General features: G+C 65.8%; 20 protein-coding genes. 6 read left to right on the forward strand and 14 right to left on the reverse strand.

What is annotated here, in order from left to right:
• Nucleotides 1-200: 200 nt before the first annotated feature.
• Nucleotides 201-548, reverse strand: coding sequence for a hypothetical protein (locus DEP02_RS33620; RefSeq protein WP_157977510.1), 348 nt, complete (start codon nucleotides 546-548; stop codon nucleotides 201-203).
• Between the two features lie 536 nt (nucleotides 549-1,084).
• On the opposite strand from DEP02_RS33620, the gene DEP02_RS22450 reads away from it, so the two are divergent.
• Nucleotides 1,085-1,447: a hypothetical protein gene (locus DEP02_RS22450; protein ID WP_112469499.1), complete on the forward strand. Its 363-nt coding sequence runs from the start codon at nucleotides 1,085-1,087 to the stop codon at nucleotides 1,445-1,447.
• A 614-nt stretch (nucleotides 1,448-2,061) separates the two neighbouring features.
• Nucleotides 2,062-2,193 (forward strand): hypothetical protein, encoded by a 132-nt coding sequence (locus DEP02_RS35365; protein WP_269809373.1) that lies wholly within the window; start codon nucleotides 2,062-2,064, stop codon nucleotides 2,191-2,193.
• Between the two features lie 103 nt (nucleotides 2,194-2,296).
• Here the strand turns inward: DEP02_RS35365 and DEP02_RS22455 are convergent, their stop codons facing one another.
• The 3 genes from DEP02_RS22455 to DEP02_RS22460 form a co-directional block, all read right to left on the reverse strand.
• The gene (locus tag DEP02_RS22455; RefSeq protein ID WP_232839235.1) at nucleotides 2,297-2,668 is read right to left on the reverse strand and encodes a GIY-YIG nuclease family protein; all 372 of its coding nucleotides are present in this window, start codon (nucleotides 2,666-2,668) and stop codon (nucleotides 2,297-2,299) included.
• Nucleotides 2,669-3,073: 405 nt separating this feature from the next.
• Entirely contained in the window at nucleotides 3,074-3,232 is a 159-nt protein-coding gene (locus tag DEP02_RS33625; protein WP_157977511.1) for a hypothetical protein, read from the reverse strand.
• 158 nt (nucleotides 3,233-3,390) lie between these two features.
• The gene (locus tag DEP02_RS22460) at nucleotides 3,391-4,809 is read right to left on the reverse strand and encodes a pentapeptide repeat-containing protein (protein WP_112469500.1); all 1,419 of its coding nucleotides are present in this window, start codon (nucleotides 4,807-4,809) and stop codon (nucleotides 3,391-3,393) included.
• A gap of 1,641 nt (nucleotides 4,810-6,450) precedes the next feature.
• On the opposite strand from DEP02_RS22460, the gene DEP02_RS22465 reads away from it, so the two are divergent.
• Together DEP02_RS22465 and DEP02_RS22470 are read left to right on the forward strand one after the other, a co-directional pair.
• Nucleotides 6,451-7,599, forward strand: a complete 1,149-nt coding sequence (locus DEP02_RS22465; protein WP_157977512.1) for an XRE family transcriptional regulator — start codon at nucleotides 6,451-6,453, stop codon at nucleotides 7,597-7,599.
• A 40-nt stretch (nucleotides 7,600-7,639) separates the two neighbouring features.
• Complete coding sequence (locus tag DEP02_RS22470; RefSeq protein WP_157977513.1) at nucleotides 7,640-8,113, forward strand: hypothetical protein; 474 nt, start codon at nucleotides 7,640-7,642, stop codon at nucleotides 8,111-8,113.
• On the opposite strand, the gene DEP02_RS22475 is transcribed toward DEP02_RS22470, so the two are convergent.
• On the reverse strand, nucleotides 8,110-8,976 hold the full coding sequence (locus DEP02_RS22475; protein WP_112469503.1) for a DUF6602 domain-containing protein: 867 nt from the start codon (nucleotides 8,974-8,976) through the stop codon (nucleotides 8,110-8,112). The two genes, DEP02_RS22470 and DEP02_RS22475, sit on opposite strands and share 4 nt — an antisense overlap.
• 1,273 nt (nucleotides 8,977-10,249) lie before the next feature.
• Here DEP02_RS22475 and DEP02_RS35900 point away from each other — a divergent pair.
• Nucleotides 10,250-11,334 (forward strand): IS630 family transposase gene (locus DEP02_RS35900; protein WP_438947790.1). Its coding sequence is split into 2 segments (ribosomal slippage): nucleotides 10,250-10,775 and nucleotides 10,775-11,334, totalling 1,086 coding nucleotides; the frame shifts between segments, so codons are not numbered across the junction.
• 195 nt (nucleotides 11,335-11,529) lie between these two features.
• Here DEP02_RS35900 and DEP02_RS22490 read toward each other — a convergent pair.
• Nucleotides 11,530-13,173: a M4 family metallopeptidase gene (locus DEP02_RS22490; RefSeq protein WP_112469505.1), complete on the reverse strand. Its 1,644-nt coding sequence runs from the start codon at nucleotides 13,171-13,173 to the stop codon at nucleotides 11,530-11,532.
• 129 nt (nucleotides 13,174-13,302) lie between these two features.
• Here DEP02_RS22490 and DEP02_RS22495 point away from each other — a divergent pair, with 129 nt between their 5' ends.
• A complete protein-coding gene (locus DEP02_RS22495) occupies nucleotides 13,303-13,749 on the forward strand; it encodes a gamma-glutamylcyclotransferase family protein (RefSeq protein WP_112469506.1) in 447 nt (148 codons plus the stop codon).
• 408 nt (nucleotides 13,750-14,157) lie between these two features.
• Here the strand turns inward: DEP02_RS22495 and DEP02_RS22500 are convergent, their stop codons facing one another.
• From DEP02_RS22500 to DEP02_RS22535, 8 genes are all read right to left on the reverse strand, one after another.
• Entirely contained in the window at nucleotides 14,158-15,567 is a 1,410-nt protein-coding gene (locus DEP02_RS22500) for an aldehyde dehydrogenase family protein (protein WP_157977514.1), read from the reverse strand.
• Nucleotides 15,568-15,589: 22 nt separating this feature from the next.
• The gene (locus DEP02_RS22505) at nucleotides 15,590-16,354 is read right to left on the reverse strand and encodes an SDR family NAD(P)-dependent oxidoreductase (RefSeq protein WP_112469508.1); all 765 of its coding nucleotides are present in this window, start codon (nucleotides 16,352-16,354) and stop codon (nucleotides 15,590-15,592) included.
• Nucleotides 16,344-17,129 (reverse strand): ABC transporter ATP-binding protein, encoded by a 786-nt coding sequence (locus DEP02_RS22510; RefSeq protein WP_157977515.1) that lies wholly within the window; start codon nucleotides 17,127-17,129, stop codon nucleotides 16,344-16,346. Before DEP02_RS22510 ends, DEP02_RS22505 begins: the two co-directional genes overlap by 11 nt.
• A complete protein-coding gene (locus DEP02_RS22515) occupies nucleotides 17,126-17,875 on the reverse strand; it encodes an ABC transporter permease (protein ID WP_157977516.1) in 750 nt (249 codons plus the stop codon). The genes DEP02_RS22510 and DEP02_RS22515 overlap by 4 nt, the downstream gene beginning before the upstream one ends.
• 110 nt (nucleotides 17,876-17,985) lie before the next feature.
• Nucleotides 17,986-18,933, reverse strand: a complete 948-nt coding sequence (locus tag DEP02_RS22520; protein WP_112469511.1) for an ABC transporter substrate-binding protein — start codon at nucleotides 18,931-18,933, stop codon at nucleotides 17,986-17,988.
• Nucleotides 18,930-20,114 carry an FAD-dependent monooxygenase gene (locus DEP02_RS22525; RefSeq protein ID WP_157977517.1) on the reverse strand — a complete coding sequence of 395 codons (1,185 nt, stop codon included), beginning with the start codon at nucleotides 20,112-20,114 and terminating at the stop codon, nucleotides 18,930-18,932. Before DEP02_RS22525 ends, DEP02_RS22520 begins: the two co-directional genes overlap by 4 nt.
• 8 nt (nucleotides 20,115-20,122) lie before the next feature.
• The gene (locus tag DEP02_RS22530; protein ID WP_112469513.1) at nucleotides 20,123-20,926 is read right to left on the reverse strand and encodes an alpha/beta fold hydrolase; all 804 of its coding nucleotides are present in this window, start codon (nucleotides 20,924-20,926) and stop codon (nucleotides 20,123-20,125) included.
• Nucleotides 20,923-21,735 (reverse strand): IclR family transcriptional regulator, encoded by an 813-nt coding sequence (locus DEP02_RS22535; RefSeq protein ID WP_112469514.1) that lies wholly within the window; start codon nucleotides 21,733-21,735, stop codon nucleotides 20,923-20,925. The genes DEP02_RS22530 and DEP02_RS22535 overlap by 4 nt, the downstream gene beginning before the upstream one ends.
• Nucleotides 21,736-21,743 lie beyond the last annotated feature (8 nt).

Raw genomic sequence — 21,743 nt, forward strand, 5'->3', positions numbered from 1 at the left:
CGACATCCATGACGCCTTCCTGCAGTTGGCTGTCTGCCTCATCCTGCACCGGCGCGTCCGAGCACTCTGTTAGGACCTCTAAGGCACTTGCACACGGTCGGCTGCCGCCTCCGATGTGTGACTGCCGCGCCGGCAGTGACTGGCCTTGTGCTGTGTCAGCGAGGGCCCCGCACCGGGCACGCCGGTGAGCGTGACCAGCCTTACCACCAGCAGTCGATGTCGGCCGATCCCCCGCGGACAACCGGATCGGTGCTCGTACCGCTGATCCGCAGAAGACCGCTGTCCCGTCCCCAGTCCAACTCGTACGTGCCTGCGTCGACGGGCCGGTAACCATCGTCGACCACCCAGGATCCCGACTTGCCCAGGGCCAGGCCGGTACGCCCCACCGCGTACGCCTCGCCATTGCCGACCACGAGAAAGAACGTCTCCCGCACCACGGCCGTGCAGCCCCCCGGCCCCGCAGGACGCAGCACGTGGTACTCCGCGTTCGAGACCAGGTCGTCCACCGCTCCCCACGCCGTGCCGAGCACCGCCGTGACGATCAGCAAACTGCTCCCCGGCCGTGCCCACGCGGCTCGCTTCCGCGGGAACTGCGAAGCACCCGCCGGGCGGCCCACCCGGGTGAGGGCCCATCGGAGAACGAGCGACATGACAAGGAGAACCGCACTCACCCCCCAGCCGGGGACCACCCGCCCCTGCACGACCAGCAGCAGGCTGCTCCAGCTCGCCACGGCGGCGAGAGCCAGACTCCCGATGCCTGCCGCAGTGGAGACGGCGGGCGACAACCTCACACCGTGCTGTGTACGTTCTTCGGTCACGGAGGGTACGACTCTCCGAACGCGCCGACAGTTGCGGTGAGGGTGCCGAAGCACGGCGAGAGCCGGGGCCACGGCACACCACGGACCCGAGGTTCTGGTGAGACCAGGGCGGGGCGCCCTACGTCTTCTTGCCCTGGGTCTTGCCGGGGATCTTGGTGACCTGGGTTTCCGCTACTCAGAGGGGGAACCTCATCCAGCAGTACGGGGCGGTGCCTGGTCGGTACGATGCGCGGGCTGGGCAGTGTCCACGCGATGGGGGAGGGGCAATGAGGATCAAGGACCCGGAGTACCCGGCAGCGGTCGAAGCGGCCGTGGAGATCCTGCGGAAGCGGGCCCGGCAGGGCCAGACCATCACGTACGGGGAGCTGAGCGCCGAGTTGGCGGCACAGGGCTTCGACTCCGTCCCGCCTCACCGCGGAGTCATGACCTACCTGCTCAAGGATGTCTGCCTCCACCGCAACGAGGGCGGACGAGCCCCGATGCTCTCGGCGATCGTGGTGAACAAGGCCAGCCGGGAGCCGTCCGACCAGTTCTCCGGCCTTGCCCGAAGCCTGCCCTTCTCCCGGCCGGCCACCTGGAGCTGGCGGGACGAGCAGCAGCAGGTATTCGCTCAGCACCGCGCGCAATGACGTCGGGCCTCGACACCCGCTTTAGGAGAGAGGCTGGGTGGTCTCGGGCCTGAGCTGCGGCTTCGACGGCCGGTGAAGCGGGCATGTACTCGACCATGAGACACCGGTGTTGACCGTGGCTGACCCCTGCATCTGGCACGGTTGTGGCACGAACCTCGACCGCCGACAGTCAGCCATGACGGCGGGTTAGCCGACCGACCAAGTGCGTGTGTCTCGCTGCACCCCACTTGCCTGCACCACGCTGCCAGTGCCGTCGACCAGAGCAAGTCGCGATGGCTGACACGTGCTGCCGGCGCCTGCGCTCTCAGCTCGGGAAGCATGACTTCCTTACAGCAGACCATTGCTGACGTTGCCTCACCTGTGCTAGCCTGGTCTAAGACCCAGGTATCCGACACACAATGGTGGCAGAGCGCTTCCGTTGCCGATGTCAGAGACATCAGGGCGCGAACATTGTCAACCTAATATCTGAGTTCGAAATCGTAGCCTGATTTCTTTTTGCGCAATATTTTTGTCGCGCAAATTGAAGTCGGGCTTTTTTGTTTCCCACTACCAGGAAGGGTAGAGGCTCCGTCCGGTGTCTCTACAGATTGGAGGAAATCAAAAGTATGAGAGACATGTTCAAGGAGATGGGGCAGACGGTTCGGTTTGCCATTGCCGATGAGCGCCGAACCGCCCGCCTGAAGTCCCTGGTCGTGACGACGGCAATCGTCCTGACCGGGTGTTACCACATCCTCTTCGTCAAGTAACAGCGACCGGAGGACCTAGTAACAGTACGGTGGGCTGTGGCTTCCGCGCTACAGCCCACCGTGTGTGGCTGGAGACAACCTAGCCAGACAGCGGCGAACTGACCTACGAGCTGATGGGCAACTGCCGTGCTTGCTGGCGGGCTTGGGCCCGCAACTCCTTCAGACGGCCGTGGAACACGTTCTGGCGGCTCTGGTCGAGGTTCAGTGGGAGGTCGAGTTGGGAGATGAGCTGTGACTCCAGATCCCACGGTTCGTCCTGCTCGATCCAGCAGACTCGCGCGTTGTCCGCCATCCACTGGCTCAGGGTGGCTTCGCTGGCCTTGCCGAAGGTCATCCGCTTGCCGCTGCCCACGCGGCGTAGCTCAAGGCCGAGCAAACATCCGAGGGTGAGCCGCAGCGTCGAGCCGGCCGCGTTGCCCCGGTAGTGGTAGCGCACCCGCTTGCGCAGGTTCTGGGTACTGGTCCGGTTCGCCATGTACCGCGGGGCTATCCCGACATAGAGCAGGCGCCCGACGTCCAGGTCCGGGGTGGGGCGACTGCTCGAAGTGCCACCCGTATACCCCTGCCGCCGCCGGGACAGGACTCGGACGCACCAAGATCTCCTGCGCCGACCACAACCGATCGGGACTGACGAGAGCGGTAGCTTCCACGAAGCCTCCAGGCATGCCATGACTGATCGTCGCAGGCTACTGGTCGACGCTGACAGAACATCCTTGGCCCGCGCAGTCGTACGACCTCAGCTTGGGAAGCTAGGGCCCCACGCTCTCAAGAGACTTGGTGACCTGCTGCGGAGCGGCCCTATGACCTGTGAACGTGCTTATTGAGTGACCGTTGTTTCTCGTGGTTCCCCGCACCATCTGGCACGGCTCTGGCACGCTGCTCACCGCGGCCCTGGCGGCTTGAGGACATTCTTGTCCATCAGCGACCCGATGAACTCGATCGCGAACCGGTGCGATTCGGGTGCCACGTCGGTGGGCTCGCCGGCGTACCAGCGGAAGGTGTCCGGGTTCCGCTCGGCCTCGTCCAACCAGTGGGCCAAGCGGTGGGCCCACTCCGGGCACCCTATGGGAGGCGTCAAGGGGGGCACAATGCAGCCGCCCGTCGCATCGGATTGATCACGGAGTCTCCAAGAGGCCCGATTGGATCATCCGATCGCGAATCCCTGGAGGCGCAGACGACCGTTTCGCCCCCTGAGCTCTATGGGCTCGGTGCCTGCCAAGCCGAGGGAAGGGTGACTGAATCAGACACAGAGGTGCTTACGGCAGCCATAAGCCCACGGGGGGCCAATCCCGTTGCTTCACGGAAAGCCACCGCGCCGCCGGAGAACTCAACATCGTGAAAGATCACCATGCCGCTGGAAAATGCCGCTCCGCGAAACGACACCTCGCCGCGGCGGAACACCGCTTCATTGAAAGCAACCAAGCCGCCGCTGAACCTCGTATCGCAGAACGACACTAGCCCGCCAAGGAAGCCCGCCCCGAGGAACAGCACCTCGCCATTGGAGAACGCCGCCTCGCGAAACGACACCTCGCCGCCAGAGAACGTCGCTTCGCGGAATGACACCTCACCTCCAGAGAACGCCGCGTGTTCGAAGCACACAGAGCTGCCGGAGAACGTCGCATGCATAAAAGACACGTCGCAGCCAGAGAACGCCGCGGCCTGGAAGGTCACCCCGTGGTCAGCGAAGGTGGCCCCATTGAAGGCCACCGCACCACCTGAGAAGGCAACCCTGGGGAACGACATCACGCTGCCGGAGAACACTGCAGCGCTGAACGACACCCTGCTACCGCAGAACGTCGCACCGTCGAAACGCACCATGCCGCTGGAGAACGTTGCACCACGAAAGGACACCGCGCCGCTGGAGAATTTCGCATCGCCGAAGGAGACGGTGCCATCGGAGAATGTCGCACCATCGAAGGAGACGGTGCCATCGGAGAAAGTTGCACCATCGAAGGACACATCGCAGCCGACGGTGACGCCGGTCAGGTCGAGATCACAGCCCTGCCAGGAGCGGTGGGTCCCCTGGGGGCGCCTGTAGTGGTCGCCGATGAGACGCAGAATCGTGTGCCGGACCTTGCGGAAGGCCAAGTATCGATGGTGCTCTTCTTGATGGGTGGGATCGTCGCCAGGATCCGAGGTAAAGGGGAGCTGCAGGTAGGCACACAGAACGTCGATACAGGTCTGGCGCAGGCTGTCGTCGGGGGCGTCGTCGGCAAGGCCAGCTAGGGCGTGGACTCCGCCGAGGCGGACGGCCGGGGAGTCGGATCCGAGTTTGTCGACAGCCTGGGAAAAGCGTTCGGTGTGAAGGCGGGTGGCTTCGCGGTGGGCGCCGGCCTCGTCGACACGCTGGCGGCGGTAGGCCACGACCAGGGCGACGAGTGCACCAGCCCCGGCGACCACCCCGAAGGAGAGCTTCACCAGGTCGAAGAGCGTCTTCGCGTCGAGCTTCGCGGTGCTGTCGATCTCCTTGAAGTCGAGCAGTTCCACCAGCCCATAGAAGATACTGCCTGCGACCAGGACCGCGGCGACGAAGGCGAGCGTCAGCGCCCGGCCGACCTTCCACAGCCGCAACTCCCGGTCGTCGGGTGTGGGGTGCGGCCGTCGGTTGACTGTCATGGAGAAGGAGACAAGCCACTGCTTTCTGCGGTTGCAGCAGGGCCGGATGGACCGACCTGGGTGAGCGCCGTAGGGGCGGCCTCGCGACCGGGACCGGGCCATCGCCGATCGACTCGGAACCATGATCCGCGACGGTGGGGGAGAAGGGCCAGTCTGGGAGGTACCCCCCTGAGCTGGCCCTTCTCGCTGTGCCCCGGCAGGATTCGAACCTGCGACACCCGCTTTAGGAGTTCGATCCACTCCCGCCCCGGGTGCCGCTGCCGCCCGATGCGACGGTCGGGCGGGGACGCTGGTGTATGCCGCCGTCCGGCCTCGTTGATGTCAGCCGTGGATGTCAAAAGCCAAGCTCCTGCCTGCGCTCACCCCAGGTCGGCCAGTGCTGGTCCAGGTACCTGGCGCTCGAACTCCTGCTCCTTCTTCCGGCGCTGCTGCGGGATGAGGTGGCATACCGACTCCCGCTTGCGCTCCTCCACGCCGGCTCCCGCTGCCCACGCGGCGTAGCACTAGCCCGAACAGAGCCGTGCCGGGCTGTGAGGGTGGTCGCGTTCATGGAACCTCCAGCAGGTTCTGGTGCGCTTCGCGGTGAGGCGAACGCCCAGTAGCGAGCCCCATCGCCAGGCGCCAGAGTGTGACATGCGTCACCTTTTTGTGGAGAGGTGCGTCGCCATGCAGGCGTTCCCATGCACTTGTCCGTTCGCGCTCAACCGCTGTGTGGTCCTCTGGCGGCCTCTTTGGGGGCTGGAGGTCAAAAATGACCCGCGAACGTCGAGAGCTTTCTGAACAAGTACGCGCGTAAGTACTGCCGATAATTCTCGCGCAGAGACAGTCGCGCCAAGGCGCGGCAAACGGCGGCGAGTTGGGCGCTAGGCTGTGCTCGCTGCTCATCTTCCTCCGTGATGTCCCGGCCGATGGTCGGGTTGGTTGGAGCACTCCCGATGCGGAGTGCCCTGGGAAGAGAGGGGCGGCCGTGAGGGTTCGATTGTTCAGGAAGGCTAGGAAACGCTGGCCGGGGCCGGACCGCTGGCAGGTGACTCTGTCGGCGCTCAGCCTTCTCGTGGGCGTCGTTGCTCTCGTGGAGCAAGTAACGCGGTGAGTCCGGCCGTGACCTAAACGGCCGGACTCGACCGCTGCTCCGCGGACGCTGGTCCGGTCTGGATGCCGCCAGGCCGGGCCGCGTTCGGGAGCTGACCTGCGAGGTCCATCGCTTGGACCACAGTTTCGACTTGAACCACAAGTTGACCCAACTTGTGGCACAACCTAAAGCTACACGGGATTAGTACAGCTTGCGTTGCGCCTGAAAGCCTTCGCGATGCACCCTGAAGGCCCACGTCGACGGAACGGCTTGGGCTGGACTTGACCTGGCTAGTGATCATGGTCCCGTCGGCTTTCGACGCATCGGACAGTCCGTGGACCCACTCGACCTCCGGCTTACGCCTCGAACACGAGGCAGACCCTCGGCGTGCGGTCGCCGCCGACCTGACGACCTGGTGCCTACCGAACGGACGCGGCGCCACGGCAGGGAGAGACCAGGCTGGTTGAGAGCACGGCGCCAAGGACCTGACCTTCGCTGTCGCGTACCGGTTCGCTCACCATCCGTGCAGGAGGCGTGTATTGGAGAAGGATCGGTGGAACACTGCTCATGTGGCAGTCAAACCCGTTCCGGTGACTGGCTCCGTCCTAGCATGGGCGCGAGCCGATGTCGGCATGAGCGTGAGCACACTGGCTGCGGCCCTGGGCGTCGCTCCTGCCACGATTGAGCAGTGGGAGTCCGAAGAGGCCCACCCGTCGACTGGCCAGTTCAAGCGGCTATCCAAGGTATTAGGGCGCCCTGAGAACTTCTTCTTCTTGGCAAGGCCACCTAAGACACGAACAGCGAATGCGGCGTTTAGAACTATGTACGGGAAAGGTGAATGGCTCGCACCTGACCCTAAGATTTCTCAACAATTACGCTTAGCTCAACGCGTTCAAACCGTGTCTGCCTGGCTGAGCCGTAAATTGGACGACCTCAACCCGGCCATCCCGGAAGCCAATGTTCACTGCGCGCCTGAGAAGGTCGCAGCTTTGCTGGCTACTTGGATCGACTGGACATTGGAAATCCAAACCAGTAATACCGAAGCGCGAACGAGTCAAATACTCCGCCAGCGACTGCAAGAGCGCGGTCTTACTGTACTGCACTTGCCATTTGACGAAGATACCGCAGTCCGCGGCTTTTCTTTACCTCACCCCGTAGCTCCGTTGATGGCCATCAACACGAAGGAGCACTACCGTGCACGCTTGTTCTCCTATGTGCACGAGCTTGCACACCTAGCCCTTCATGACGACTCTCTATGTCTAGTTCGAAACGACGAGGGAGTTGAACGCTGGTGCAATGAGGTGGCGGCTTCATTCCTGATTCCAGAACAAGACTTTCGCAAGTATGTCGCGGAGAAGTTCGGCTCCGAGAAAGTCTCCACCCTCGATCAGGTATCGGCACTCCGGGGTCGATACAAGGTGAGTCTGCTGGCCGTTGCTTTGAGGCTGGAGAAGCTTGGGCTAGCACGGCCGGGGCTCTACTCTTCTGTAAGCCGGACACTGGAAAAGCGGGCTAAGGGAGGGCGACCGGATCCGGATCGCCCACAAAACCGTGCGCGCGTGCGGCTGCAGACGTATGGCCGTCATTACGTTGGCTCGCTCCTAGAAGCTGCCGAGTCAGACATTCTGCCTGAGACTCAGGTGCTCGATATTCTTAAGGTATCGCGATCTGAACTAGCAGATCTGCGCGTACTGTCACAGTCGGGTGCCGAAGGGTAGCGGGTTGGAGGCTAGGTACATCTGTGACTCGACGGCACTCATGGCGGTCAACCAGTGCGTCCAGAAAGACAACATGTCGGAATTATTCGACAAGCTGACCCCTCTCATAGCAGACGGGGTTCTTGTCTTCCCCCGAGCAGTGGTCGACGACTTAACGACCTTCGCGCGTGACGAACCTGTAGCTTTTTGGTCCCAGGGCGTCGCTCCGATGTTGCGCGCCTTCTCTCCTCAAATCGAGCACAATATTTGGTTCACGCGCAAAATCCAGGTGGAACTCGGCTACGAGGAGGGCCTGGCCAACGTCGATGGAAGCGAACCGAGCCTGGTTGACGTGATGTCCTTGGGGCGTCGTTGCGAGCGGGACGGTACGCCGTTCTACATAGTTAGCGATGATGTGTCAGAAAACCCGTTGAGGCCGAGCGCGGCAGAACTTTGTGCTCACTTCAGCTGGGAAAGAGTATCCATGGCCGGCTACCTTGACCTGCACGCCGGCCTCTCTCATTTGCTCTCCTAGATAGCCGCAATGTCGAGGGTGGCCCCAGAAAGGTAGTGACTGGAAGCGGGTGGTCTTCTCCCTTCATGTACGGCCAAGGTGTGTACGAGGCACGCACAGAAGATCAAGAGAGCACGTGACGGCTCCGCAACCATCCAGTCTTTCCTGACTTTTACGATCGGGTAGCTCCCACCCTGGTAAAGGACTCTGGCCTCCGTGAAGTCGGCTGGCGGTTCGTAGTACTGTCCAATCTGGCGCTGGCCAGACGCATCCCTGTCATGCAAATAGGTCATAGCGACTACGTAGTTAGCGTCCGCTCCTACAGCGTCTCCCAATATTGGATGTAGCAGCTCACGTCGGCCGCCTATCATGCCGTTGTCGACGATGCAAAAAAGGTCAGGCCTCTGCTTGTCTTCTAGGCCGCGAAGATGTCCTGCGAGCGTTTCCGCGTGCTGACTAGGCGTGTACCCAACAAAGTGGAATAGCGGATGAGTGCTTTGTTTGGGGATTAGCTTATGCAGCGACTCTCGCTTCGTCCCGGATTCTTTAATCTCATCCTTGTTCACCGTAGTTTTTACCTCAATGCACGCCCGTACATTTTCGATCGGGAATAGCACTTGATTGCTTTGAGCCAAGAATGCAGGTTCGTCGGCCTGATTGAACACCACAATGTCGGTTTGCTGGGAGTATCTATCTTCGCAGTCGATAATCATTCCCGAGCCGACTCCGTACCGCTGGGGTATCAAATTTTCCAGAAGTCTGGCTAGTGACAGTTCATTTTCTCGGCCCCGTTCGCCCCAATGCTTGATTAGCTTATTGAAGATATCGACTTCGGCTTGAAGGCGTCGCAGCACTCCTGACCAGTATTCTTCTACAACAGACATTGTGTCACCTTCTGCCTGGTTGGAGCCGGTTCGGTGTTGGCGAGAATATACGGCAGCTGGAGAGCCTGGGCGCCCATTCCGAAAAGTTCGGTGGATTCTCAATGACCGAGTCAAGCCTCGCCGCGCGTGTTTCAGGGCGCCAGTTTGGAAGATCGCGTATGCGGATCTGGCTAGACCTGGCAGAGCGCTGACCTGTGTGTTCGCTGAGCACTGACCGATGTTCCCCGTGGCTCCCCCTGGCGCGCCTCTCGAACGGGCACGCCAAGGGCTGCGACGGCCGCCCAGGCCCTGGGATCACGATCTCAGTACGTCGGCTACGGGCCCTTCCGGAGGGTGTCAAGATCAGGCTATGCCAGTTGATGAGAGTGGTAAGGCTGCCGAAGAGCCGGTGACCCTAGGTGTCAGGGACAACCACGCAAGGCGCAGGTGGGTGCTCCTCCTCTCAGGCGCACTTGCGGGTGTGGTCGTCGGGGCTGGCGCTGTGGGTCTCATGTGGTGGATGAGTGAGCAAGACGGTCGGCCCTCGGGACCCGCTTTCACGGCTACGGGGACCGTCACCGTGTTCGGGTCCTCCTGGGTGCACGGCCAGGGGGATGAGGGGTGCGTCGGCATAGATGATTTTGCGGATCTTCGACATGGCGCCACGGTCCGTGTCTTCGATCTGTCAGGGCACACGCTTTCTCAGGGGCGCCTCGGTAGCGGCACCCCCGGCAAGGTAGTGGGCAACAGCTGCACTTGGCCCCTGACGGTCTCTGGTGTCTCCGGTGGCGCAAACCAGTACCAATTGCAGATCGGAGACCGAGCACGGCTCACGAAGACCCGCGAGGAGCTGCGCAACGGCGTGGACTTATCTTTCGGAGCGCAGTAGCAGCGGGTGCCTACCCCCAGCCTGGCGACGCCATCCCTACCCACCACTCACCCCAGCTCCCATCCCGTCCGCCGTCGACCCACACACCGTGGAGCAGGCGTGGTTCCTGGCGTCCAGGTGGAGCGCGCCACTGTACGAACGACCTGGACGCCAGGGGCCGCGTCTGCTCGGCTCTGCCTGGGTCGACGGCGGACGGGATGGGAGCTCCCCGCGCACGCCACTACGGGCCCGCAGTCGGAAGCGGCGCCCCCTCCATCCCGGTGCCGGCCGATCCCCCGCCGGAGGCATCATCTTGAACCAGTAGAGAAAGTTGTAACTCAGTCTGTGGCGCGGGGCTTCTACTGAGTTTGTGGGTGTGATGTCGTCGGGGCTGACGGCTGGCGATGGCCGTGGTATGCCCGAACCATGAGGTATCCGCAAGGCGGTGGGCTGACCGCCGAGCGCCGTGCCTTTCGTGAGGGGCTCCGGCTGGAAGCGGCGGGAATGTTCGCGGCCGGGCAGGACAACGCACTGGTGGCGAAGCAGCTGCGGGTCAGCGTGCGCTCGGTGCAGCGCCGGCGCCGCGCCTGGCAGGACGGTGGCCGGCCGGCGCTGCACTCCAGGGGCTCGGCCGCCCGGCCGAAACTGGGCGGGGATTTGTTCGCGGTGCTGGAGCAGGAGCTGGCCAAGGGGCCGGTCGCGCACGGCTGGGAAGACCAGACCTGGACCCTGGCCAGAATCAGGACGCTGATCGGGCGCCGGTTCCACACGAGCATGACCCTGTCGGCCATCGCGCAGATGCTGCACCGCCACGGCTTCAGCCACCAGGTCCCCGCCCGGCGGGCGGCGGAACGGGACGAGCAGGCGGTGGCCGGCTGGGTGAAGGAGACCTGGCCGCGGGTGGAAGCAGCGCGGCGGCGCGCGGGGCCTTCCTCGTCTTCGAGGACGAGGCCGGCTTCTCGCCGGCGCCGCCCATCTGCCGCACCTGGGCCAGGCGCGGGCACACCCCCGTCGTCCGCGTGCGAGGACGCTCCCAGCGCCGCTTCTCCATCGCCGCCCTGGCCTGCTACAAGAGCGGCGAACGCTCCCGTCTGATCTTCAGGCCCGGGCGGCATGCGGACCACAGGCGGCGTGGTCGCCGCAGCCTCGCCTGGACCGATTACCGCGACCTGCTGACCGCCGCCCACCGGCAGCTCAGGGCGCCGCTCGTGCTCGTGTGGGACAACTTGAACGTGCACCTGGACCACCGCCTGTGGGACTTCATCGACACCCACGACTGGATCACGTCCCACCAACTGCCGTCCTACGCACCCGGCCTCAACCCGGTCGAGGGCATCTGGTCGGTGATCCGCCGCTCGGCCCAGGCCAACACCGCCTTCACCGACCCCGACCACTTGATCCGCGTCCTGCGGCACCGCCTGCGCGAGCTCCAGTACCGCAGCGACGTCATCGACGGATGCCTCGCCGCCACCGGACTCAAGATGACGACATCACACCCACAAACTCAGTAAAACTGACGATCATCGTTGACACCTGGGTCTCCGACCACTACGGAGATCCACATGCCGAAGTGCCCTGCCACGGCACCAGGACGGCGCGGAGGGCCCTCACGGTGTGGTCTGCTGAACAACCAGCTCGCTGACCAGCGCGACGGCCGCCCCCCATGGTGAAGGCGGGGGCGGCCGCATCGCTCAAAGCGTGAGCGCTCAGTTCACGTTGACCGCGCTCCACGCCGCCGCCACCGCGTTGTACTCGGTGCTGCCCGCGCCGTAGAGGTCCTTGGCGGCGTTCAGGGTGGCCGTCCTCGCGCCCGCGTACTTCGTCGAGGACGTCATGTAGACCGTCAGGGCCCGGTACCAGATCTTGCCGAGCTTGTCGCGGCCGATGCCGGTGACCGTGGAGCCGTTGTACGTGGGGGAGTCGTAGCTGACGCCGTTGATGGTTTTCGGGCCGCTGCCCTCCGCCAGCAGGTAGGCGAAGTGGTTGGCGACGCCGGAGGAGTAGTGGACGTCGAGGTTGCCGACCGAACTGCTCCAGTAGTCCGCCGAACTGCCGTCCCTGGACGGCTTGTCCATGAACCGCAGGGCCGCCTTGCCGAAGCCGGAGCGGACGATCTTCTCGCCGATCAGGTAGTCGCCCGCGTCGGCGGAGTTGTTCGCGTACCACTCCACCAGCGTGCCGAAGATGTCGGAGGTGGCCTCGTTCAGGCCGCCGGACTCGCCCGAGTACGTCAGCGCCGCCGTCTTGGACGTGACGCCGTGCGACATCTCGTGGCCGGCCACGTCCAGGGACACCAGCGGGCCGAACGTCGTGCCGTCACCGTCGCCGTACGTCATGCAGAAGCAACTGTCGTCCCAGAAGGCGTTGTTGTAGTTGCTGCCGTAGTGGACGCGGTTGTACGAGCCCTTGCCGTCGCCCGCGATGCCGTTGCGGCCGTGGACGTTCTTGTAGTAGTCCCAGGTCTCGTTGGTGCCGTACTGCGCGTCGACCGCCGCCGACGCGCGGTCCGCGGTCGTGCCCGTGCCCCAGTGGTTGTCGGCGTCCGTGAAGACCGTGGCGGGCGCCCGCTGGAAGCAGATGCCGAAGAAACAGAGGTCGGTCTTGTTGGCCGCGTCACCCGTGTACGTGTTGCCGCGTGTCGGGTCCTTGAGCTGGTACGTCGATCCCGACAGCGTGGTCTCCAGCGGTACCGTGCCGCCGTAGAGCGACTGGCCGTCGCCCGCCACCGTCTCGATGGTGTCCCAGGCGTCGATCTGCGCGCCGGTGCGGGCGTCGGTCAGGACCGTACGGGCCACCGGGTTGCCCAGTGAGTCCAGCCCGACCGCGATGGTGCGCCAGGCCAGGCGCGGGGCGCCGTGCAGGGCGTCGACGATCAGCTCGGGCTTGGTCTTGACCTGCTTCAGCTTCGTGCCGCGGTTCTCCGCGCGCAGTTCGTCCGCCGCGAGGTCGGCGGCCTTCGGGGCGGAGAGCCGGGGGGTCGTGCTCGCGAGGGAAACCGTGCCCTTCGAGGCCCGGTCCGCGCTCCGGTAGGTGCCGTCAGGGGCCAGGTGGACGATTAAGTCCCCGCCCAGGACAGGAAGTTGGCGGTACGTCCGGTCGTAGCGGACGTGCTGCGCACCGTCCTTGTCGACGATCACGTCCCGTACGGTCGTGGCCTGAGCGGAGGTGAGGCCCAGGGCCGCGGCGTGGTCCTCGAGTGCCGAGGCGGCGTTCTCGATCGCGGCGGCCCGGGTGGGTCTGTTCTCCGCGTGCGCGGCGGGGGAGAGTACGGCGGCCAGCAGGGTGGCGGCGGTGGCGGCTGTGCCGGCTGTGGCGAGGCGGGAAGCTCGGATGTGCCGTGTCCGACTCATCGGTCTCCTTGAGCGCGGGCGCCCTCGGGCGCATGGGGTTGCGCTGTCGCCTGAGATTTAAGGGGCCATGACATGTCATGTCCATAGTCATAACGTGCCGATGTGTGAGGGGAGAGAATCGTTTCTGTGATGTCTCCGGCGCCCGCCCCGCTCCCGTTCTTCGTCTACGGCACCCTGCGCCCCGGCGAGAACAACCACGCCGTGTTCCTGCGCGACCGCACCCGCTCCGAGGAACCCGCCCGGCTGGCCGGCGCGGTGCTCTACGACGGCCCCGGCCATCCGTACGCCGTGGAGGAGCCGGGCGGAGTGGTCCGGGGCGAACTCGTGGCCGCCCTCCCGGAGAAGTACGGGGAAGTCCTCACCGCCCTGGACCGGCTGGAGGGTTACGTGGCCGGTGACCCGCGCAGCCTGTACGAGCGGATCGAGCGCGAGGTGACCCGCGAGACCGACGGTGCGTCTGTACGCGCGTGGGTGTACGTCGCCGGGTCGACCGTCACGGCACGGCTGCTGGTTGGAGGCCAGCGCATCGAGAGCGGGGACTGGCGGACACGGTGTTCCGCCCGCGAAGGTTGGTGACGGAGGCCATGTCGGGGTATCGGCAGCGCCATATGTAGCTGCAAACGTCCGAAGTCCGGCTGCGCACTGGCCCACCCGGGCATCAGAAAGCCTGGCGCCATCCCGGTGGCGGCGGTCACAAGGTGCTTACAAGCTGCTGGTCTTGCCGGGCAGGCCGTAAGAAGCATTCTGGCGCCGACTGTGGCTGGCTCCACACCCTGGGCTACAGCGCTCTACCCTGCCGTCGACGACCACTCCCGCCTCGCCCGCGGCAGAATCCCCGGACGAGAGGAAGAAAACCGGTCCCAGCCTTCGGCAGTAGACCCACGTCTGCTTTCCCCGGGCCGGGATCGCCCACGAGCGAACCCGGCCCTGCCGGCCGCGGAGGCCGGTGGCTCTCTTTCCGACCGTGGAACGTAACGGAGTGCATCACGTTCCGAAGGAGTACCCGTGGGAGTCGCCGATGGACAGGGAGGCCCAGACGGCCTTCGGCCGGGTGTAGGTCTCCAGGGCCGAGGAGCCGTTCTCCCGGCCGTAGCCGGAGGCCTTGACTCCCCCGAAGGGAACCCGGTCGTTGAGGACCCGGTAGGTGTTCAGCCATACGGTGCCGGCCTGCAGTCTCCTGGCGAGTCGGTGGGCGCGGGCGATGTCATTGGTCCACACGCCTGCCGCCAGCCCGTATGGGGAGTCGTTGACCAGCCGCACTGCTTCCTCCGCATCGGAGAAGGGGGCCACCGACACCACCGGGCCGAAGATCTCCTCGGTCATGAGGGGCGAGTCCGCGGCCACGTCCACGAACAACGTGGGCCTGACGTAGAAGCCCTCGGAGTCCTGGGCCGAGGAGTGGAGCCTGCCCTGTGCGCCGATCCGGGCGCCGCCGCGCACGGCGTCGTCGATCGCCTGCTGGGTGCGGGTGCGCTGCAGGGCGGTGGTCTGCGGTCCCATGGACACGCCCGGGCACCGGAAGTCCCCGACGACGAGCCGCTCCACCTGCGCGGAGAGCGCGCCCACGAAGTCATCGTAGACGGCCCGGTGGACGAAGACCCTGCTGCCGGCCACGCACATCTGCCCGGTGGAGCCGAAACCCCCGACCAAGACAGCGTTCACTGCTGCCTCCAGGTCGCAGTCGTCGAAGACGACCTGAGCGTTACTGCCGCCGAGTTCGAGGACGCACGGGGTGAGGTTCGCGGCGGCGGAGCGCGCGATCGCCTTGCCCGTGGCGACCGAACCGGTGAACACGATCAGGTCGACGCCCTCGGCCGCCACCAGAGCCGCCCCGAGTCCGCCGTCTCCGACCACGACCTGCGCCAGTCCCTCGGGCGCCCCCGCCTCCGCGAGGAGGTCGGCCAGGGTGAGGGCGGTGATCGGAGTCTCGGGGGCCGGCTTGAGGATGCAGGCGTTGCCGAAGGCGAGGGCCGGGGCGATCTTCTTCGCGGCGAAGGCGAACGGCATGTTCCACGGCACGATGCCGAGGACCACGCCGAGGGGCTCGCGCAGGGTGTAGACGTGGTCGTCGGCTCCGATCGGGAGGGTCTCGCCGACGACGTGGTCCACCCAGCCCGCGTAGTACTCGAAGCAGTTCGCCGCGCGGCGGACCTCCCGGAGGGTGTCCGCCTCTGGTTTGCCTGTGTTGAGGGACTCGTTGTGGGCGATCCTCTGTTCGTTCTCCCGGATGGCGGAGGCGGTCCGCAGCAGTACGCCTCTGCGTGTCTCCGGTGTGCTTTCCTGCCAGGAACGTTGGGCGTCGCGGGCACGGTTGAGCAGGGTGGGAATCGCTGCGGCGTCCGTGGCCTCGACCTCGGCCAGCGAGCTGCCGTCAACGGGTGATACGACGTTCACAGTCACCTTTTCTCTTCGCCGTTCAGGCCGGGCCCATGTGTGTACCGCTGTTGAGCAGGATGTTCTCCCCGGTCATGGCCCGGGCTCCCGGCGAGATCAGGAACAGCACCGTGGAACACACGTCCTCGGGCGTCATCGGCACCGGGATGCACTGTCTGCTGACCAGGGCGGCCCGGTAGTCGGGGTCTCTTTCGCGTTCGGTGACCTCGGTCTCGATGAAGCCCGGTGACACCGAGTTGACGCGGATGTGGTCCGGGCCCAGCTCACGGGCGAGGCTGCGGGTCATACCGATGATGGCGGACTTCGATGCCACGTAGTGGAGGAAGTTCGCCATGCCGAACGAGACCACGTTGGACGCGAAGTGCACGATCGCGCCGCCCCCCGCCCGCCGGAGCAGAGGGGCGACGTGCTTGCTCAGCAGAAACGGTCCTTTGACGTTGACCTCGAAGACGCGGTCCCATTCCGCGCCGTCGATCTCGGTGAACGCCTTGTGGGTGAGGGCGGTGAACAGCGCCGCGGCGCTGACCAGAGCGTCCACCCGGCCGAAACGCGCCTCGACGGCGTTGAGGGTCGCGTGGACCTGCTCCTCATCGGTGATGTCCACCTGGTGGACCGAGACGTCGTTTCCGACGTCGGCGAAGGTGTCCTGGCAGTCCTGCACGTCCAGGGCGGCCACGCGCCACCCGGCCTCCAGCGCGGAGTGGACGAGGCTGGCACCGATGCCCTGGGCCGCGCCGGTGACCACGACGACGGGCTTGCCGCTGTGCGGGGTGTGCTCAGGAGGCATGCCGGCTCCCGTCCTGGTCGGCCTGTTCGGCGGCGACCATGAGCTGGTGGATGTGGTCGCGCAGGTCGGAGAGGCGTCCGCGGTACCGCTCGCGTTCCTCGGCGGCGTCGAACTCGCCGAGGATCCGGGCGGGGCGGCCGAAGACGAGCACCCGGTCGGCGATCTGGAACGCTTCTTCGATGCTGTGCGTGACGATGACGGAGCTCACCGAGGTGGATTCGCAGAGTTCGACGAAGTCCGCCCGCAGGCTTTTGGCCGTGACCTCGTCCAGTGCCGAGAAGCTCTCGTCGAGGAAGATGAGCTTGGGGTCGATCGCGAATGCCCGGGCGAGGGAGGTGCGTTGCCGCATACCGCCCGAGAGCTGGTTGGGGTAGCGGTCGGCCGCGTTGTCCAGGTGGACCTTGCGCAGCCAGTGCAGGGCCCGCTGCGATCGCTCCTGCTTGTCCACGCCGAGGATCTCCAGTCCGGCCTCGACATTGGCCTTGGCGGTACGCCAGGGCAGCAGCCGCGGCGACTGGTAGGCCATGGCCACGATGCCCTGCAGCTCGTCGCGTTCACGGAGGGGATCCTTGCCGGCCACCCGGACCGTGCCCGAGGTCGGGTCCAGGTTGCCGATGAGGAGGTTGAGCAGGGTCGACTTGCCCGCGCCGGTCCGGCCGAGGATGGCCACCCGCTCCCCGACGTCAACGTGGAAGTTCAGGTGGTCGACGGCGTTGAAGTCGCCGAACCACACCGAGACGTCCTGGACATCGATGATTTTCTCGATTGACGTCACCGGATGACCGCCTCTCCACGCCAGCGCAGCAGACGCTGCTCCGTTTTGTCGATGAGGAACACGAGCACGAAGTTCACGATGATCAGGACCAGGGTCCACGCGAAGATCATGTCGAGCTGGAAGTTGGTCTGGGCCACCTGCATCCGCTGGCCGATGCCCGTGCTCGCCGCGATCAGTTCGGCGAACACCAAGATCCTCAGGGAGAACGCGGAGACCGACCGCACCGACATCAGCAGGTAGACCAGGGACTGCGGGATGAGCAGCATTCGCAGGACCTGTAGCTTGGTCGGCCGGAACTGGTCGACCGCCTCGACGATCTCCGGGTCGATGTTGCGGATACCCTCGTACACCGCGATCGCGATCAGCGGCATGCTGATGAAGAAGCAGATGAATCCGATGCGCAGGTTGACGTCGCTGATCCACAACACCGCCAGCAGCACCCACGACAGGGCCGGAACCGCCTGCATGATGGAGAACGCCGGGGTGAAGAACTCCCCGATGGTCTTGCGGAAGGCACCCATGGCAAGTCCGATGGCCCACCCGGCTGCCAAGGACAGTGACAGGGCGACGGTGAACCGCGCCAGGGTGATGCCGATGTCGGACAACTGGTGGGACAGGATCTCGACGAAGCTCGCCCAGATCTGGTCGAGCCCGGGGAAGATGAACGACGGCAGAACCATGCTGGATATCTGCACACCGCCCAGCAGCAGGACTATGACCAGCGCGAGTGCCCATTTGTTGCGCACGGCCGCGAGGAGGTCTCGCCGGCCGGCGGGGGAGGCGGCTGGGGGCGCTGCCTTCCCGACCGGGCGAGTGGTTGTCGTTTCAGTGGTCATGGCAGTTGCAGTTCCTCGCGTCAGCGCAGGAGCGCGGTGGTCGGTTCCTTCTTCAGCCCGCCGGACTTGTAGATCACCTTGAGGTCGCTCATGAGTGAGGTGCGGCCGGCGTCGTTGAGTGGTTCGGCGTCCATGGGCAGGGAGCCGGACTTGAGGACCCGGGAGACCGTGTCGTCCTGGTAGCCCTGCTTGGCGCCGTAGGAGTCGGCCAGGGCGGGGTCGCTCTTGAGCTTGTCGATAGTGGCGTCGAGGGCCTTGAGCAGCCCCTCGACCGACTTGTCGGACACCTGGTCGGAGATACCGAGGACGAACTGCCAGGAGTTGTCGACGCCCAGTTCCTCCGAGGTGAGCAGCACGGCCATGTCCGGGTACTTCTTCAGCGTCTGCTCCACGGACGGCTCCCAGCCCATCACGTAGTCCGCCGTGCCCGCGGCGACCTGGGCGGAGCCGGTGAGCATGTTGGGGACGGTGACGACCTCGAAGTCCTTGCCGGCCGTGAGTCCGAACTTGTCCTTCAGCCGCGCCTCCATCACCGACCAGGCGCCGGAGGAGGTGATGGCGGCCAGCCGCTTGCCCTTCAGGTCCTTCGGCTCGAAGTGGCCCTTGCGGCCCACGATCACCGTGGTGTTGGGTGCGACGACACCCGCGACCCTGACCTTCGCCCCCTTCTCTGCCATCGAGGCGAAGGTCTCGGGTGCGCCGACGTTGGCGTTGGCCTTGCCGCTGAGGACGTTGGAGTACACCTCGGGCAGGTTCGGCGTGGAAACGGCCGACACCTTGATCCCGTACTTGTCCTGCAGGGCCTTGTCGTCGGCCAGCGCCTTGGGCACCGCGCCGGTCAGCCCGGTGTCCCACACCGAGAAGGTGATCTTGTTGTCGCTTTCTGCCGAGGAGTCGCTGCCGCAGCCCGCCAGGAGGAGGGCCAGCGAAGCGGCAGTGCCGATGGCGAAGGTACGGCGTGTTCTCATGTCGCGGTGTCTCCGTCCGTGATGGTGCTCAGGGTGTTCGTAGGGTCGATGAGAGGGGTGCTTGTCGCGTCGTACTCGTAGATCCAGTCCCGCAGCTTCCAGGTCTCCGGGGTATCGACCCGGGCGCCCTGCTGAATGCGTGATGTTCGTGCCTTACGGGTGGCCTCGTAGGTCTGCAGCGCCCGCTCGACGCCCACCCGCGAGACCTGGTCGAGGCAGCGGGCCAGCACAGCTGCGTCCTCGATGGCCATGGCGGAGCCCTGGGCGAGGAAAGGAACCATCGGGTGGCAGGCGTCGCCGAGCAGCGCCACGCGGCCCGTGCACCACCGCTGCAGGGGGTCCCGCTCGTGCAGCGCCCACTTCAGGGGTGTCCCGGCACGCTTGACGAGGTCGGGTATGGGCCAGGCGTAGTCCTTGAACGCGTTGGCCAGGTCGTCCGGCTCGCCCTGAGCCGTCCAGGACTCGGTCTGCCAGTCGTCCTCGGGGACGACGGCGATGATGTTGACCGTCGAGCCGGAGTTGACGAAGTAGTGGACGAGATGGTGTTCGACCACCGGTCCCCACCACTTGGTCGAAGTGTTCTCGAGCTTGAGGTCCTCGGCCTCGTGGGCGGGCAGCAGGGCCCGGTAGGCGACGGTGCCGGAGAACCGGGGCCGGCTGGTGCCGAACATGACCGTGGAGACGGTGGAGTGGATACCGTCCGCCCCGATGAGCAGGTCACCGCTGACCGTCTCGCCGTCGGACAGCCGTACGGTGACACGGTCGTCGTTGCGGACCACGTCGGTCACGGCCCGGCCGAGGTGTACAAGCTGTGAGGGCACGGCCTCGGTCAGGATGTCCAGGAGCTCGGCCCGGTGGATCAGATAGTGGTAGGCGCCGTACTGCGGGGGGTCGGTGTTCATCGCGTGGACCCCCAGCAGCCGGCCGTCCTGCCAGTCGCGGCTCTCCAGGCGGACCGGGCGGACCCCGGTGCGGGCCAGGCCGGAGCCGAGGCCGAGGCTGTCCAGCACCCGGGTGGAGTTGGGGCTGACCTGGAGACCGGCGCCGACCTCGGTGAGCTCGGTGGCCCGTTCGTAGATCCGGACCCGGTGGCCGTGCTGGCGCAGGGCGAGGGCGGTGGCAAGGCCTCCGATACCCGCGCCGGCGATGATGACGTCGAGTTGAGCCGATGTATGGGACATCTTTCTTCCTAAGGATGGGGTGTCGGGCCCGCGTCGGTGTCGTCGCGCAGGTGGCGGGTGATCGCGTCCGCCCAGATGACGGGCTCTTCGACACATGACATGTGGGCGGCGTCGTCCGTGACGACGAGGCTGCTCTGTGGGAGGAGGTCGGCGATCTCCCGCTGGACGGCGGCGGAGGTGGAGGTGTCGTGGCTCGCTGCGATGACCGTTGTGGGGCAGCCGATGGCCGGCAGCAGCGCGGTCGTGTCGAGTCCGGCGATGCGTGACCAGTCGGCGCTGTGCTCGGCGGCGGGCACCCGGCGCATGATTCGCCGGACCCGGTCCACGTCGCCGGAGTGGCGGCGGTGGAACCCGGGGGTGAACCACCGTTCGATCGTCTCGTCGAGGTAGTCGTCGGTCAGATCTCCGTAGGCACACCTGTGTGCCCGCCGCAGCAGGGCCGCGCGCCCCTCCGGGGTCTGCCGGTGGTTGGTGTTGCCGATGACAAGGCCTGCAACTATCGACGGATGGCGTGCCGCCGTGTATTGCGCGAGCATGCCTCCCATCGAGATGCCGGCGAGGACCGCCCGGTCGAGTCCGGCCGACGCCATCCAACTTGCAAGATGGTCCGCCTCCTCCTCGAACGTCGGCGGGCCGGTCCGGCCCTCAGGAGCCGCCGCCTGGTCGCCGGGGCGGCCGGGCAGGTCGAAGCCATGCACCCGAAGGTCGTTCGGGAGCAAGGAGGTGACCTTCCACCAGATTTCGCTGGTCGCGCCGGCCGGGTGGAGCAGCACCACCGCACCGGGGCCGCGTCGGGGCGCCCCGGTGGTCACCGGAACTCCTCGTCCGCGACGGGACTGTTCTCGTGGCCGATGTCCCGGGAGATTCGCCGGGCCGCGCTGACGATGAGGTCCACGTACTGCTTGCCGAGCTTGTCGGTGTACCGCTGTTGCGGCACGGTCATGATGAGGTCGCCGATGACCCGTGACCGGTGGTCGAAGATGGGGGCGGCGATGCCCACCGCGCCGGGCACGCGGCGGCCGTGCGTGATGGCGTATCCCTGCTGCCGGATCTCGGCCAGTTCGGTCTCCGCCGCGGCCTTGCCCACCCACGGGGTGTTGGTGTCGTTCTCCGCCTGCCGCAGGATCTCGGCCCGTTCGGCGGCCGGAAGATGGGCGAGGATCGCCAGGCCGGAGGCTCCGCGGTGGATCTCGGTCCACTGGAAGAGGTCGAAGACGTAACGCAGCGGGTGCTGGGACTGCACGCTGTCGACACGCACCATCAGACGCTTGCGCGGATCGTACAGCCCCAGCAGCACCGTCTCGTTGCAGGCCTCGACGATGCTGTGCAGTTCGGGGCGGGCGACCGTGCGCACGTCGACCTTCTTCTGTGCCAGGTTGCCCAGACGCAGCAGCTCCAGCCCCACCTTGTAGGTGTCGCCGTCGAGCCGCTCGACCAGGCCCTCGTCGACCAGGGAGGCCAGCGCCCGGTGCACGGTGCTGGGCTGCATGCCGCAGCACTTGGCGATCTCGCGGACCCCGAACTCGCCCTGCGGCTGCTCGACCATGTGGCGCAGCACCTGGAAGACCCGGCCCACCGGATCCCTCAGCCGCGCCCCGGGGGAGGTTTTCTGTTCGCTCATCGGTCGCC

Source organism: Streptomyces triticisoli (genome assembly GCF_003270085.1).
Classification (GTDB): Bacteria; Actinomycetota; Actinomycetes; order Streptomycetales; family Streptomycetaceae; genus Streptomyces; species Streptomyces triticisoli.

Coding starts and splice junctions, on each gene's coding strand:
- DEP02_RS22490 (WP_112469505.1), bottom strand. CDS start 13,173: ATGAGTCGGACACGGCACATCCGAGCTTCCCGCCTCGCCACAGCCGGC.
- DEP02_RS22470 (WP_157977513.1), top strand. CDS start 7,640: ATGGCGGTCAACCAGTGCGTCCAGAAAGACAACATGTCGGAATTATTC.
- DEP02_RS22495 (WP_112469506.1), top strand. CDS start 13,303: ATGTCTCCGGCGCCCGCCCCGCTCCCGTTCTTCGTCTACGGCACCCTG.
- DEP02_RS22460 (WP_112469500.1), bottom strand. CDS start 4,809: ATGACAGTCAACCGACGGCCGCACCCCACACCCGACGACCGGGAGTTG.
- DEP02_RS22475 (WP_112469503.1), bottom strand. CDS start 8,976: ATGTCTGTTGTAGAAGAATACTGGTCAGGAGTGCTGCGACGCCTTCAA.
- DEP02_RS22450 (WP_112469499.1), top strand. CDS start 1,085: ATGAGGATCAAGGACCCGGAGTACCCGGCAGCGGTCGAAGCGGCCGTG.
- DEP02_RS22535 (WP_112469514.1), bottom strand. CDS start 21,735: ATGAGCGAACAGAAAACCTCCCCCGGGGCGCGGCTGAGGGATCCGGTG.
- DEP02_RS22525 (WP_157977517.1), bottom strand. CDS start 20,114: ATGTCCCATACATCGGCTCAACTCGACGTCATCATCGCCGGCGCGGGT.
- DEP02_RS22505 (WP_112469508.1), bottom strand. CDS start 16,354: ATGCCTCCTGAGCACACCCCGCACAGCGGCAAGCCCGTCGTCGTGGTC.
- DEP02_RS22455 (WP_232839235.1), bottom strand. CDS start 2,668: ATGGCGAACCGGACCAGTACCCAGAACCTGCGCAAGCGGGTGCGCTAC.
- DEP02_RS35365 (WP_269809373.1), top strand. CDS start 2,062: ATGTTCAAGGAGATGGGGCAGACGGTTCGGTTTGCCATTGCCGATGAG.
- DEP02_RS22520 (WP_112469511.1), bottom strand. CDS start 18,933: ATGAGAACACGCCGTACCTTCGCCATCGGCACTGCCGCTTCGCTGGCC.